Raw genomic sequence first — 13,894 nt, 5'->3', positions numbered from 1 at the left:
AACACCAGAGCCACTTTGCATTTAAAAGTTACCAACCTTACACCACAGCTTAAACGCATTTTACTCTAGAGATCGGCTCGCTCTAAAACAATTGTTGTGCATTCATCGCACAACTATGAAATAGAACTGATAATTGTTATCATACGCAGGTCTGTGGCAATTACACAAAAAATAAACTATGAGAAAAACACTTTTTAAAATTCACAGCTGGGTAGCCCTTATAGCGCTTATTCCGCTGCTTGTTATCAGTATAACTGGTAGCGTTTTGGTATTTAAAAGCGAGATTGACGGCTTACTAATGCCAGACAGTCACTTTGTTGTACAACAACAAGCCAACCGCTTACCTATTGATACACTTATAACAAAAACTCAAAAAACCTACCCTGAGTATGTTGTTGGTAGCTGGGAAATATTTAACGATGATACTGCTGATCGGGTTTATTTAATTAAACGCGGTACAGAGGACTGGTATAAATTTCATTTAGATCAATACACGGGCAATATTTTATCGGAGCCAGTAGGCACTAGCCATTACTTTACCGACTGGTTTTTAGACTTACATTACACCTTTTTACTTAACGATTTAAAAAGCTTACCAGGGCAAACTGGCACTGTTTTAGGGTTCTTTTTTGCGGTGTTTTTTTTAGTACTGGGTATTACAGGTCTTATTATTTATCGTAAGTTTTGGCAGCGGTTATTTAGTGTACGCTGGCGCGCCACATTGCAAATAGTACTTAGCGACATTCATAAAATGACCGGTGTAATTGGCTCGCCAATTATTATAATTTTAGCCATCACCGGCGGCTACTTTAACGGCGCGGTGTGGTATCACGAAGTAATTGAACACGCAGAAGAAGAGCACTTTGTATTAACTAAAAATTTATACAATGAAGAGATTTCTTTTCAGCACGTACTTGATGACAGCCAAAAGCAAATACCCACCTTTAATGGTACGTTTTTAGTAATGCCGCTTGAGCCAGACGAAAACATAACGTTATTTGGTGAGGTTGATACCAGCAACCCGCTTGCCAGTGAATATGCCAATACCGTGACTTACAATAAGCTAACGGGCGAGCATATGGCTAACTGGGACATTCGCGAAGTGGGTGTAGGTTGGCAAGTAATTGATAGCTTTAGAAAACTACACTTTGGTTATTTTGCAGGGCTCATTAGTAAAATAATTTGGTGTGTTATTGGTTTAAGCCCTGTTTGGCTTGGCGGTACTGGCTTTTATTTATGGTTTACTCGCCGTAAGCGTAAAAAACAGTCTCAAAAAAACCGCTTAAGTAAACACCGCACCGTAAGTGCTTGATTAAAAAATCACCTCACTGTAATGTTAAAAATCACAGTGAGGTGATATATGAAATATTTAGTTTTTACACTTAGTTTATTGCTAACTGCTTGCAGTAGCACCCCGCCCGAAACGCCAATTAAAAAAGTACAACTTACCCATATAATAAATCACTCGCTTTTCGAGCAGGTTAAAACACCTAGCGAGCACAGTATTTTTGAGCTGTCGGAGCCTGAAGAAAGCGCGTTTTTAGCCTACGCACACTCGCGTTTAAGCAATGTTCGCGCTGATGAAATTATTTTTAATTACCTGCAAAACCAGCTCACCAACTTTAAGTATGATGGCGCCACCCTCACAGCCCAACAAGCGATTGAACGCTCAGAAGGTAACTGCATTAGTTTAGCCATACTTACGCAAAGCTATGCGCAGCTTTTAAATCTCGAAACCAGCTTTCAAGAAATGACGAGCGAACCTGTGTATGCCAAAGAAGGCAATGTAATTTATGTTGCTAACCACTTTAGAACGAAAATTTACGCCCCAAAAAAAGAAACAGATGAAGATATTATTGTAATAATTCGCGCAGGCACGTTAATTGATTACTTCCCCACTCGTGGCAGCTTTTATTCAGGCAGCGCTACGTATAACGATTTACTCTCTAATTTTTATAGCAACTTAGCCGCTACGGCACTAGCCGAAAACAATCTTAATAAGGCTTACTCTTTAATTATGCAAGCCAACCGCTTTACCCCAAACGATACAGAGCTGTTTAATATAGCCGGCGTGCTGCACCGCCGTGCAGGCGATTTAAAAAGCGCTCACATGATTTACCAAACCGCGCTTGATAGAAACGATATAAGTATAAATTTAATTAATAACTATCGAATATTAGCAAAAGAGCTGGGAGATAAAACACTAGAAAAACGCCTAACAAGCCAGCTTGTTGATAAAGAAAAAGATCCCTACGAGCTACTCGTTATTGCTAAAAATAACTTACATCAGGGCAAGGTCACTCAAGCTAAAAAACAACTCGAACTTGCCATTGCAAAAGCCCCTTATATATCGGAGCTCTATTTAGAGCTGGCTAAAATTCGCTACCAACAAGGTAACACAGCGCAAACACAAAGCTTGCTTGAAAAAGCCATCCAGTATGAGCGCAATAAAGAAAGGCTAAACGTATATCAAGCTAAGCTTGCGTCGCTAAACAAGCACAATTAACCATCGGTATTTTAAATTAGTTTAAACACGGCTTTTGCTAATGCACTTATTACACAAGTGCATTAGCGTGTTATAGCAATTTACTTAAAGCGAGTAGTAAAAGCTCAACCAGCCGCGCATTTCATCCTCAAAGCTATCGCCTTCAACGCGGGATAATCCCATATTAAAGGTTAAATCGTTCACACCGACGGGGCCTAATCCAAAGCTAAAATTGCCTTGATATTTTAAACCATAACTTTGTGCGTATACCGCATCATCTACCTGATGCTGTTTGTAATAAAGCCACGGCATGCCTTCTTTAAAGCTAAAACCACCGCCATAACCCATGTAGCGCTCAGCAGTTGTGCTATAAAATGGCAGCTCTGATGAAAGCACAAACTCACTATTTTGGTGCTCGCTAATTAGGTTTGAGCTAAATCCGCCTAGCACTAAGCTGCTATCATCGCGCTGCTTTTGAGTAAAATTAATATAAAGCGGCACATCAAACGCTTTACCAAATACTTTGGCCGCTAAATCATAGCCATCCCAACTCTTGTTTTTACTGCTGCCATCGTAATACCGGGCATTAACACTTTGCCCTATAGCAAATGCTTGGCGGTCGTACTGCCAGCTTTGTGTAATGCCTATGCGTGCCCATTTATTATAGTCTTGCTTATAATCGGTATAGTTATAAGCCAGCTCTGGCGTTATGCTAAACGCCGCGTATTTAATCGGGTAACTTAAGGCTGCAAAACCACCTCGTGCAGATACATCTGCATTTTCGCTCGTTTGGTATTGTTTTGCGGTATTTAAATCATAATCAAATACACTCAATTTAAGCTTAACTGGCAGTGCATTGTATTTTGCTTGGGCGTACCCACCGTGCAAAGCATCATCATTTAAATCAACACTATAGCCCGCTTGAAGGTCTAACTGTTTAAGTAAGTCACTACTTTTAATATTTATATTTAAAGCACTTGAAGCGGCCGAGTAATACTGTGCGCCTAGCGCTAAACTCGCATGCTGATCAAGCACATCGTAGCTGCTTTGTTTACCTACATTTTCGCTATATATTTTTGCTTTAGGCAAAGTGTACTGATCAACCAAAAGCAGTGGCGCGCTATTATCAAGTGCTAAATCAGTGACTATTTCACCCTCTACCGTACTCGGTAATTGCTTTACATTAGGCCCATCAGCAGTGATAGATAAATAAAGTAATGCCCCTTCGTTTGTTTCTAGCGGGTGGGCAACGGCTTCTTGGCCCTGGGTAAGTTTAGTTAATGTGCTACTTGCAATATGGTAGCTATAAATATCAGTTGAGCCTTTTAAGCCGGCTACAAAGTCAATTTTTTCTCCGTTTTTACTAAAGCTTGGTTGGCTTAGGTATTGATACCCGTTTGGCATAGGCACGGCTTGGCGAGTATTATTGGCAATATCTTGTATATACAATTGCCAATTCTCATTCAAATTGGCTGATACATAAGCTAGTTGGGTTCCATCAGGGCTAAAAGTTGGGTAGTCGTAAGCTGTTTTTAAGCTTTTAGTAAATAAAGGGGTAATGGTTTGCGTTGTTAAGTCTACTTTTACTAATTCTGAGTAGCCACCACGTACTTGCTCGGCGTAAAGGGTTTCTCCATTGTTTGTAACACTAAAGCGGCGTAAGCCAGCAAGTTTAGTTAACTGCTCAACTTTTCCGGTTTCGGTGTTATAACTAAAAATATCAGACACTTTGTTATAAATACCCGTCTCTTCACGTGTATAAGCATTAAAGTAAAGTGTACTATTATTTACCCATTGTGGATTAGCAATTCCCGCTCTGTTTATTTGATTTAATACGTGCTTTTTCTCACGTTTAAATACACTCGGGGCGTTATCGGGTATATCCAATGCATCGTTTTCTAATAGCGCTTTTTGTGCTTTTGTAAATTCATCTTCAGCTTTAGTATTATCCTGCGTGCTATAAATAATAAGCTTAGTTTTTTTATCTTTATCGCGCTCAACAATCGCAAGTTTACTGCCATCTTTTGAAAGCGCAGGGTTGCTTGCATATAAGTTAAGCTTTAACCACAGCTCGCTGTTAAGCGCAGGCTCTGACTGCTCTTTTGCCATCGCTTTATAGGTATATTGTGCAATAAAGCGGCCATATAACTTAGCTGCACTTTGGCCAAATATCCCAGTAAAGGCCTCGTTAAAATCGCGCTTTTTAACTGCCTGCATACGAGTCCAAACAGCATCGAGCATTTGCGCTGAATAAGTTTGCTCTAGCCAATTTAAAAACCGGCTGCCCATTAAATACGCCATAGAGCCAGCCATAAAACCGCCCTCTGTATCGCTTAGCTGGCTATAGCTAGGCAATGCCCCCTGCTGGGCAAACTCAATGAGTATTGACTCAGTGTAGTTATCAAATAGTCGCCCTCGGCCCGTCATTTTTGACTCAAGTAAGGTTGCATAACCTTCGGCTACCCAGCGCGGCATGTCACTGTAAGTTAAGTCGTAAATATCCCACACACCCCGTATTTTTTGCTGCCACGTGTTGCGTGTGGGCTGCGCTAAATGCACTAAGTGAATATATTCGTGCAATACCAGTAATTGCTGCCAGCCACTAATATTAGAAATCACCGTGTCTGATTGCGGGGGCGTGGTAAAAAGGGCCATTAAAGGATTATTAGAAGTAGGTAAAGCAAAGCCGTTTGGCGCATTTAGGGGATCAAACACCACCACATCAACTACTTTATCAAGCGCTCGGTTTTGCTGCTCAAGCACTTTACTGCGTACTATTTCAAGTTCGACCGCTGTCGATTTAGCATAATCGGCGTTTTCGGTGCTGTAATGCACATTAAAGTGCTCGGTATGAATAGTTTGCCAATCAGCAGCTAAGGTAGGTGTGGCTAATAACAAAGAGGCAGCGATGAATGATTTTTTCATAATAATCCTTTAAATGATTGATACCACTTAGAGTATTATTAAACCAACTAATGTTGCAGTAAAAAAATGTAACAAAGCTTATGAAAGTGTATAATTTATAAGCTTTTAAATTAAGCAATGCCTTGTTTTACATGAAAAATCAATAACGCCGTTAACGCTTTATTTGGCAACCTAAAAAGGCTAAATATGTAAGTCGATTGGTATAATTACATCCAGTTACGCTGCGTTGACTCCGCCTGATAAAGAGTAAAATCAATTATATAATCAGCATCTTGCTGCTTTATATAGGGCATAAAGGCAAACCCTGATGCAAGTTGTATATACAGGCTTTTAAGCCCTGCGCGGCGCATAAAGTAGGTACTAATACTGCGTGCACTTTGCGCTTTATACAGTTCAAACACACGGTAATGCACCCCTATCATACCTTTGCGTACCACCATGTAAAAACGGCCGTTGTCTTCATGCAAATAATAGCCATAACGCTGATAAGCAAGCGTTACCAACCCCGCTAAAATAAGTAATACTCCCAAGCTAAGCCAGGCATTAAAGTCGCCTAAATAACAGCCTAACAGTACAATAGCGCTTGGAATTAAGGCATAAAAGCTCAAGTTTTTATAAAGTAAGGCCGGTTCTGCGCCGTTAAACTGCAATTTTTTGCTATTAAACCACGGGTAAATCCATTGGCAAACGCTATCTACTTGCTCGCTATTTAAAACGGGTAACACTAAGGTTTGTTTATTTTTTTTAGCAGCTACACCCGCCGCTATACCGCCGCTACTTGCTTGTAAGCACTCAACGGTAAAACGCTTTAGTAACCGCCCCATTAGGTTTTGTTTTATAACTATAGATTGCACTTTATCCATGCTCATAGACAACTGATGGCGCTCTAATAAGCCGGCAATACGTTTAAATTTTTGGCCTTTAAAGTAAAGCTCAAAGTTATAAAAACGAATAAGCGACATACCTACCGACAACATCACAGCCGTTAAAACAAGCAAAGCAATAAGCGTTATCATGGCAAAGGTTGCAGCACTTGCCAGTAAACCAAGCTCTTGCTGATAAAACCCCTCTACCTTAGCAATAATTTGCTGCTCTAAAAAATCAACCAACACATTTATAAAAGGCGCAATAGCGGCCATTGCTAATATAGCCATATTAGACATTAAGCCAAATTTAGCGATTTCTTTATTACTGATACGTAAGCTATTTTCTGCTTCAAAATGCTCGCTTGAGGGTGTTTGCTCGTCGGGTTGCTGCTGCGCTTTAAAGGCAAAAATTTGTTTACGCATTTGCTGTGCATAGGCTTTGGTAACACCTGGCAATACCGCCTCTTGGGTTACGCTGCCTGCGGCATCAAAAATACAATTAACCAAATTAACGGGCGTAAAATAAAAGGGCTCAGCAATATTAACGTTTTGCACGCGCGAAAACTTTAGCGTTAGGCGCTCTTTTTTAAACACCCCTTTGTTAAGCAAAATTTCGTGATCGTCGCTAATGCAAAACTTAAAATTTATGTAATATAAAATTGAATATATTAGCAGTGTCACTAACGCAATAGCACCTGCAACTTGCGCCCAAAACAGCTTGTTTTCTACTTGTGTTACAAACACCACAAGCATAGGCAGCAGGTTTAAAAGCCCGTCTTTTACAAAGCGCACACTAAAATACACCACAAAATACAACACCGCCCAAGGCGATACTTTTTGCCAATGTAGTGAGCTACTTTGCTCCTCGCTAATGGTATTACTCATTTGCTAATTCAACCTGCGCGGGTGTGCCGTCTTGGCGATAATTTTGTACAAATTGGCGTATGTTTTTGCACTGCTCGTGGGTTAAGCCACTTATTTGTAAATCAGCACTGACCCCGCCGGCACTAAATAACTTTAAACTGGCTAACTTTAGTTTTCGCTCAATGGGGCCTTGGTGAATTTCCATATGCTGTACGCGCGCGAGGGGCAAAATCGTTATTTGCTGCCAAATAACCCCTTTTTTAAACGCAATATCGTGATTGCGCAGCGCAAAGCCCTGCAGCTTAATACTCAGGGCGTTATAAAGCATTGAAAGCAATATTAAAATAGGCACGCCTATCAGCAAGTAGGTTTGTGCTTTGTTAGCAAACGCTTCGTTAAAGTAACAAACAGCAAACAGTACCGCGCAAAAAGGAATGTAAAACGCCAGCCAATTAAGTTGCACGTGTAGTAACGCTTTATCGGCCAAGGGGTTGAGCTGTATTTCGCTATGCTTTGGTAAATCCATTACTTGCTGATTATCAAACACGATTTTAAGTACCTTTCCTATTTACTGACTGTTAGCCCAGCTGATTGTAGTAACTAACGTATGGCTTTGTTTAGGCTCAAGTGTCACGTTATCTTCTAACACATTGGCGGCTTCTAAACACACCATGCTCAGGTATTCATCGTCAGCAAAATTAGATAAACGCTTAGATTTTTCTATCCATGGGTTCCACAGCACACACGAGCTTGAGTTCTCGCGGCTTACATTAATAATCCCATCTGGGGTGTGAATGTGTTGCTGCTTAGCGGCCTGGGTATAAACCATATCGGTTTCGCGGGTAAACTCCACTGGCGCATTTTGCGCAAACGGCCCTTCACCAAATTCAATATATTGCGCGCCTTGTAAACCTTCTACATGGGTGTGTTTTATATCTGAGGTAGGAAAATAGCTGTGCAAAGCCTGCGTATAGCTAAAAGAGCTATTACTTAAATTAGTGGTTGTTAAACGCACCTGTAATTGCTCGCTCAATACAAACTCAACCTTTAACGCCGAGTTGTGCGGCCAATACGTTGGGTTAACTAACTTCATGGGTAAGTTTAAGCTAATTGTAATGTGCTCATCATCTTCATGCACAGCATCAGCTTGCCATAAACTGGTACGTGCAAAGCCATGTGCTGGCCAATCTTGGTTTTCATGATTACCAAACCAAGGCCAACAAATAGGAATACCACCGCGAATGCTCACCCCTTCTTGAAACGTCTCATTTTTAGAGACCCAAATAAGTGGCTTGTTATTTTTTGGGATGAACTCGGTAATTTGCCCGCCTTGCAAAAATATTTTTGCATCACACTTTGAGCTCGCAACTTTTATAAACTCTAGGCCGGTTTCGCTTTGTTCAATGCTAACTGATGGCGATAATTTCATGTTTTTCCCTACAATGCTGATATTAAAGATTTTTAACATGTGCATATAAACAATAATGCATGTGCAAAGTATACGCTATACTCACTAAACATTGCGTGCATAATTTGTTCATTGGCGATTAATACATACACAGCTAACTTACAAACAATTACCAATTAATAACAGCTGTTATAAATAACACTAATGCGTATAAATAATGCCCATGCTTTAGGGCAGTAAAACCGCGGCTAAGCTTAGGCAAACGCATGTTAAATTTATTAAGGTATTAATGCAGGTGGGTATAATACTAAAGTCTAAACCATAAGACTTGCCAATTATTCACAACATACGTAGTGTGCGCACCACAATGCAAACAATATGCTAATAACATTTAATAAGTTTTAAACAAAATTATACTATTTTAGTTTCTGCTCAAACTAATAAAAACCAATAAACATGGGCTCAAGCTTAATTTATTATTTGAATTCAATTTATTTGATGTGTAACATTTCGCGATTACGGCACACCTTTGGCCCATCGACGAGATAAGCAAATGCAAAAATATGACGAATTATTAGTTTCTTTACGTAAAGTAATCCGCGCGATTGACTTACATTCTAAGCAGCTAAATAAAACATCAGGTTTAACAGGCCCACAATTGCTTATAATGCAAGAAGTAGCGCACACCGATGGAATAACAGCAAGCCGTATCGCTCAGAATGTTAACTTAAGCCCGGCTACTGTAACTAATATTCTTGATAGAATAGAAAGCAGAAACCTTGTAACACGCGTTCGTAGTCAAATGGATAAACGCCGAGTGAGCTTATACCTCACCGAGCAAGGGAAAGAGTTACTAGAAAAAGCACCTCAGCCACTGCAAGAACACTTTATTGAAAAGTTTTCTGCACTTGCAGAGTGGGAGCAAAGTTTATTACTTTCATCTATGCAACGCGTTGCAGCAATGATGGATGCTGATAAGTTAGATGCATCACCTCTGTTAGAGGTAGGTGCGTTAACTCAAACACCAAATAAATAAAAAAAATAAAAAATAAATTTAAATTAGTTCTTACATCATTCGTAAGGGGCTTTTGGGCACCTTGAATTTTTTTATTTTTTAATCAAAACCTGAGCATCAACAATGACTAAACTCTCAAAATTAACGCTAGCACTAATGCTTGGCGGTGCAGCAAGCACAGCTAATGCAGCCGATCTCGACACACTGCAAAGCCAATTAAAGCAGCTTAAGCAACAAATGCAGTTGCTTGAACAGCAGCTTGCTGATGAAAAATCAAAGCAAAGCCAAATCAACAAGCAACACGAACAACAAGTTGCCGAGATCAGTAAAAAGGCCGACAACAAAGAAGTTGTTGTTGCCGCCGCTGCGCCTGAACAAGAAGATGAAGGCATTAAAATTGGCGGTGCCGTACGTTTTAACTACAGCACAAACACCTACGATGAAGACACGCAAGACCGTGGCGGCGATTTAGACTTTGAAGTATTTCGCCTTAACTTATCGGGTGAAATTAGCGATATTTCTGTAAATGGTGATTTTCGTTTTTACGATTACATGACCATTGTTAAGTATGCATACTTAGGTTACGAATTTACAGATGGCTGGGAAGCGCAAGCTGGTATTGCACCTGTACCGTTTGGTAACGGCCCATACAACTCACACAGCTACTTTTTTAGCACCAACTACTACGTTGGCCTAGAAGATGACTTTGATTTAGGTGTAACAGTAAACCGTAAACTTAAAGACAACTGGAAACTAGACCTCGGCTTTTTCAAAAATGATGAAGTAGGCGGCGTTGATGGCAGCTCAGAAGTTAACGAACGTTACTCTTACGATATTGTTGGTAGCCGTGCAACAACCGAAGGCACCTACGACGCACCAGGTTCGCGCCTTGGTGAGTACAATACTTTTGCTGGTCGTACAGTGTATCAAATAGAGCACAGTGAAAACGCTAAAACCGATATTGGCGTATCACTACTAAGCGGTGGTTTGCACGACGGTAACGACCGTGCGGGTAACTACGGTGCATGGGCGTTTCATGTAAATAGCCAAATTAATAACTGGAATATTCAATTTCAGCACGGCGAGTACGACTACGACCTAGATGACAACAGCAACCGCTTTGTAGTTGGCGCGTTTGATTACTACGATACCGTATCAAGCGAAGCAACCATGACCAACTTTAACGTAGCTTACGATCTATCGCTTGATTGGGGCCCAGTAACAGGCGTTCAATTTTACAACGATTACGGCATTATTTACGACAAGTCTGACGACAGCCCAGATACGTGGATGAACGTAACAGGCATGAGCGTATCGGCCGGTGCATTATTTACTTACTTTGACTTTATTCAAGCACGTAACCAGCCATTTATTGGTGGCTCTGTTGCAGGTGATGGCGACACAGAACGTCGCTTTAACATCAACGTAGGTTACTACTTCTAAATAAGTAAAACATATTTAGTATTTTAAAAGGGCAAACTTAGTTTGCCCTTTTTTGCGTTTATAGGGTTCGATTTTATAACTATTTGGCCTACAATCCTAACTAACAGCCATTACTTAAAAGAGCCTAAGTGAATATAAAAGCAGTATTTATTTGTTATAAAAACTTATGGCTTAAAGCACTTGGGTTATTGTTAGTGGCTCTTGGCATTGTTGGTATTGTGCTGCCGGTTATGCCTACCACCATTTTTTTTATTCTTGCGCTTACCTGCTTTACTCGCTCATCACCGGCGCTTGAACACTGGCTACTTAACCACCCTCGTTACGGCGTTACCTTACAACAATGGCAAGCGCATAAAGTAGTGCCTGTAAAAGCAAAATGCTACGCCGCGATTGGTATGCTAATTGGTTTTGTATTTTTGCTTTACTCAAACGCCCCTGTTTGGGTTATTTACCTTGTTGGCGTAATTGAAATAGCCGTTATGATTTACCTAATTTTAAGGCCCTCGCACCCACCTAGCGCTAAATAACCGCCCTTTTTTGCATGCACACACCGTTTAGGCAAAAATTTAATGTAAAGTTAAGTAAGTAAATTTGTAATGGTTAATGCAAATGATTATCATGTTCTAAATTTAATTTAATTACTGTTTCTATGGCGTTTATTAATAAGCGGGCTTTGTACAGCACAAGCCGTGCGCTCCATATTTATATTTCTACAGCTTTGTTTTTTTTGCTTATTTTATTTTGCGTTAGCGGCATTGTACTTAACCATGTTGATTGGCTTAAAAACGACAAAAGCAACGGCCAAGTAAGTACCGCTATTCCTCAAGCGTTAATGGCTAAAGCGAATACTCAACTAGATACATTACCCACCCTCTACCCAGACATAGAAGCGTTTTTTGCCGAGCAATACGCGCTCACTAAAGTTAAAAGCATTGAGTGGGAAAAAGAAGACGCGCTGGTTATGCTCGACTACCCACTACCGGCAGGCTTTGCTTACGCAGAGCTTGATTTTACAACCGGTGAGCTAAACCTAGATTACCAAACCGGTGGCTTTTTAAGCCTGATTGGCGATTTACACAAAGGCCGCCACAGTGGCGCCGTGTGGAGCTGGGTTATTGATATTTCAGCGGTATTGATGATTATTTTTTCAATCACCGGGATGATTATTTTATTTCAAAACAGAAAAAAACGCTTAGCAGGAATATGGATAACCGTTTTAGGCATAGCAACGCCTTTGGTTATTTATTTATGTTGGGTGCCACAAATTAAAGGAGTGTCTTAATGTTAAAAGTAAGTACGGTACTAAGTGCAGCACTATTAATGGTTGCCGCATTATTTCAAACAACTGCGCAGGCACAAACGCCACAGCTAGAGATTGAATTAACCCTACCCGATCTTGATGTACAACCTTACCATCGCCCATACGTAGCTGTTTGGCTAGAAACGCCAAAGCGTAAACACGTAACGACGCTTGCGCTATGGGTTCAAAAAGCAGAATGGTTTAAAGATTTGCGCCAATGGTGGCGTAAAGCGGGTAAAACCGACATTAACTTTGACGGCATAAGTGGTGCAACTAAGCGTGCAGGTACTTACACCATTAACTGGCAAGGTAAAGATTTAGACGGCAATGCCGTAAAGCCTGGCAAATACCTTTTAAACATTGAGGTTGTGCGCGAAGAAGGCGGCCGTGATTACAGCCGCGTAGAGCTTGATTTATCGCAAGCTGGCAAAGTGACCATTGAAGGTAAAAAAGAATTTTCGACAAGTTTTGTAACCGTAAGCACTAAGTAGCTGCTACTGAATCATTTGAATTTAAGGAAATACAATGAAAATTAATTTATTAAAAACGGCTTTAATTGGCGCACTTAGCTTATCGGCGCTGGTATCTACATCGGCAAGTGCACATGGGCGCTGGTTATTACCTTCGCATACGTCATTATCTGGCGACAAAGCGCACTACGTAATGATTGACGCGAGTATTTCTAACGAAATATTTGCACCCGACAAAGCCTTTAAGCCAAAAGAAAAAGGCGCAGAGTACGACGACACACTACTTATGGCCCTTGCTCCAAACGATGAAGAAGTATCTGAGACCATTCGTGCTTATTACCTAAAGCGTAAAAGCTCAGCGGCGGTAAGCCTAAAAGAAGAAGGTACTTACCACATTGCCATGACGCAAAAGCCAATGTACATGACCTTCTACAAAAACGAAGAAGGTAAGCGCAAGCGCGTATTTGGTAAAAAGTCAGAAGCTGAATTACCAAGCAATGCAAAAGATGTAACCACAACTAAAGTTATATCTACAGTAGATACATTTGTAAGCCGTAACGGTACTTCTAAGCCTGCACAACTTGGCTTAGGCCTTGAGCTTAGCGGCCCAACGCATCCAAACGATTTATTTGTTGGCGAGCAAGCGCGTTTTCAGTTACTACAAGATGGCAAGCCAGCGGGCGAAGGCATTGAAGTAAGCATTTTAAAAGGCGATACACGCTACCGTAACGAACGTGGCGAAATAAAAGTAACAACCGACAAAAACGGCATGTTTAGCACAACCTGGAAAGAGCCAGGCCTATACCTAATCGAAACCTCTAACAAAGTTAAAGTAAACGAAGAAGGCGTAGATGCCGGTCGTTATGCTTTATTCACGACGTTAGAAGTAGCGCCTGAATAATTTTTTCACGCAATTTACACAATAAATTAAGGCCAAGTTTTCAGGGCGTGTTGAGCTTTGATGGTTGAATTTGCAGCAGTGTGTTTGGTTTTTAGGCAAGGCAGAGCCTATGAAGTGTGGTTATTCCCCATAAATAGGCGATAACGCAGCATAAATGCCAAACATGTGCTGCCCTTCGGGTTCTGCCTAGGGGCGATAAACTCTTTGTTGCCTACAT

Annotated in this window: 12 protein-coding genes; 8 read left to right on the top strand and 4 right to left on the bottom strand. The window is 40.7% G+C overall.

Features of this window, described 5'->3' with window-relative positions; translation table 11 throughout:
- Positions 1–178 precede the first annotated feature (178 nt).
- Positions 179–1,312: a PepSY domain-containing protein gene (locus AN395_RS16020; RefSeq protein WP_024033989.1), complete on the top strand. Its 1,134-nt coding sequence runs from the start codon at positions 179–181 to the stop codon at positions 1,310–1,312.
- A gap of 48 nt (positions 1,313–1,360) precedes the next feature.
- Positions 1,361–2,506: a lipopolysaccharide assembly protein LapB gene (locus tag AN395_RS16015; protein WP_054983584.1), complete on the top strand. Its 1,146-nt coding sequence runs from the start codon at positions 1,361–1,363 to the stop codon at positions 2,504–2,506.
- Between the two features lie 84 nt (positions 2,507–2,590).
- Here the strand turns inward: AN395_RS16015 and AN395_RS16010 are convergent, their stop codons facing one another.
- From AN395_RS16010 to AN395_RS15995, 4 genes are all read right to left on the bottom strand, one after another.
- Positions 2,591–5,410: a PD40 domain-containing protein gene (locus tag AN395_RS16010; RefSeq protein WP_054983583.1), complete on the bottom strand. Its 2,820-nt coding sequence runs from the start codon at positions 5,408–5,410 to the stop codon at positions 2,591–2,593.
- Positions 5,411–5,616: 206 nt separating this feature from the next.
- A complete protein-coding gene (locus AN395_RS16005) occupies positions 5,617–7,161 on the bottom strand; it encodes a PH domain-containing protein (RefSeq protein ID WP_054983582.1) in 1,545 nt (514 codons plus the stop codon).
- Positions 7,154–7,687, bottom strand: coding sequence for a PH domain-containing protein (locus AN395_RS16000; RefSeq protein WP_095206679.1), 534 nt, complete (start codon positions 7,685–7,687; stop codon positions 7,154–7,156). Before AN395_RS16000 ends, AN395_RS16005 begins: the two co-directional genes overlap by 8 nt.
- Before the next feature lie 21 nt (positions 7,688–7,708).
- Complete coding sequence (locus tag AN395_RS15995; RefSeq protein ID WP_054983629.1) at positions 7,709–8,569, bottom strand: D-hexose-6-phosphate mutarotase; 861 nt, start codon at positions 8,567–8,569, stop codon at positions 7,709–7,711.
- A gap of 532 nt (positions 8,570–9,101) precedes the next feature.
- Between AN395_RS15995 and AN395_RS15990 the strand changes: the two genes are divergently transcribed.
- From AN395_RS15990 to AN395_RS15965, 6 genes are all read left to right on the top strand, one after another.
- Entirely contained in the window at positions 9,102–9,584 is a 483-nt protein-coding gene (locus tag AN395_RS15990; protein WP_004586011.1) for a MarR family winged helix-turn-helix transcriptional regulator, read from the top strand.
- Between the two features lie 102 nt (positions 9,585–9,686).
- Entirely contained in the window at positions 9,687–11,006 is a 1,320-nt protein-coding gene (locus tag AN395_RS15985; protein WP_054983581.1) for a hypothetical protein, read from the top strand.
- A gap of 128 nt (positions 11,007–11,134) precedes the next feature.
- Positions 11,135–11,533, top strand: a complete 399-nt coding sequence (locus AN395_RS15980) for a YbaN family protein (RefSeq protein WP_054983580.1) — start codon at positions 11,135–11,137, stop codon at positions 11,531–11,533.
- Positions 11,534–11,655: 122 nt separating this feature from the next.
- Positions 11,656–12,288 (top strand): PepSY-associated TM helix domain-containing protein, encoded by a 633-nt coding sequence (locus AN395_RS15975; RefSeq protein WP_004586014.1) that lies wholly within the window; start codon positions 11,656–11,658, stop codon positions 12,286–12,288.
- Positions 12,288–12,797: a DUF2271 domain-containing protein gene (locus tag AN395_RS15970; protein ID WP_054983579.1), complete on the top strand. Its 510-nt coding sequence runs from the start codon at positions 12,288–12,290 to the stop codon at positions 12,795–12,797. The genes AN395_RS15975 and AN395_RS15970 overlap by 1 nt, the downstream gene beginning before the upstream one ends.
- Before the next feature lie 34 nt (positions 12,798–12,831).
- The gene (locus AN395_RS15965) at positions 12,832–13,677 is read left to right on the top strand and encodes a DUF4198 domain-containing protein (protein WP_054983578.1); all 846 of its coding nucleotides are present in this window, start codon (positions 12,832–12,834) and stop codon (positions 13,675–13,677) included.
- Positions 13,678–13,894: the final 217 nt, after the last annotated feature.

The sequence above is a fragment of the Pseudoalteromonas sp. P1-30 genome (assembly GCF_001400005.1).
Taxonomy (GTDB): Bacteria; Pseudomonadota; Gammaproteobacteria; order Enterobacterales; family Alteromonadaceae; genus Pseudoalteromonas; species Pseudoalteromonas atlantica.
The sequence above is the reverse complement of the archived record's forward strand: the minus strand, read 5'-3'. Positions and strand labels throughout refer to the sequence as shown.

What these genes read in the sequence shown, in the direction of transcription:
- AN395_RS15985 (WP_054983581.1), top strand. Translation starts at nt 9,687, where the DNA reads ATGACTAAACTCTCAAAATTAACGCTAGCACTAATGCTTGGCGGTGCA.
- AN395_RS15965 (WP_054983578.1), top strand. Translation starts at nt 12,832, where the DNA reads ATGAAAATTAATTTATTAAAAACGGCTTTAATTGGCGCACTTAGCTTA.
- AN395_RS16005 (WP_054983582.1), bottom strand. Translation starts at nt 7,161, where the DNA reads ATGAGTAATACCATTAGCGAGGAGCAAAGTAGCTCACTACATTGGCAA.
- AN395_RS15975 (WP_004586014.1), top strand. Translation starts at nt 11,656, where the DNA reads ATGGCGTTTATTAATAAGCGGGCTTTGTACAGCACAAGCCGTGCGCTC.
- AN395_RS16020 (WP_024033989.1), top strand. Translation starts at nt 179, where the DNA reads ATGAGAAAAACACTTTTTAAAATTCACAGCTGGGTAGCCCTTATAGCG.
- AN395_RS15990 (WP_004586011.1), top strand. Translation starts at nt 9,102, where the DNA reads ATGCAAAAATATGACGAATTATTAGTTTCTTTACGTAAAGTAATCCGC.
- AN395_RS15970 (WP_054983579.1), top strand. Translation starts at nt 12,288, where the DNA reads ATGTTAAAAGTAAGTACGGTACTAAGTGCAGCACTATTAATGGTTGCC.
- AN395_RS16015 (WP_054983584.1), top strand. Translation starts at nt 1,361, where the DNA reads ATGAAATATTTAGTTTTTACACTTAGTTTATTGCTAACTGCTTGCAGT.
- AN395_RS16010 (WP_054983583.1), bottom strand. Translation starts at nt 5,410, where the DNA reads ATGAAAAAATCATTCATCGCTGCCTCTTTGTTATTAGCCACACCTACC.
- AN395_RS15995 (WP_054983629.1), bottom strand. Translation starts at nt 8,569, where the DNA reads ATGAAATTATCGCCATCAGTTAGCATTGAACAAAGCGAAACCGGCCTA.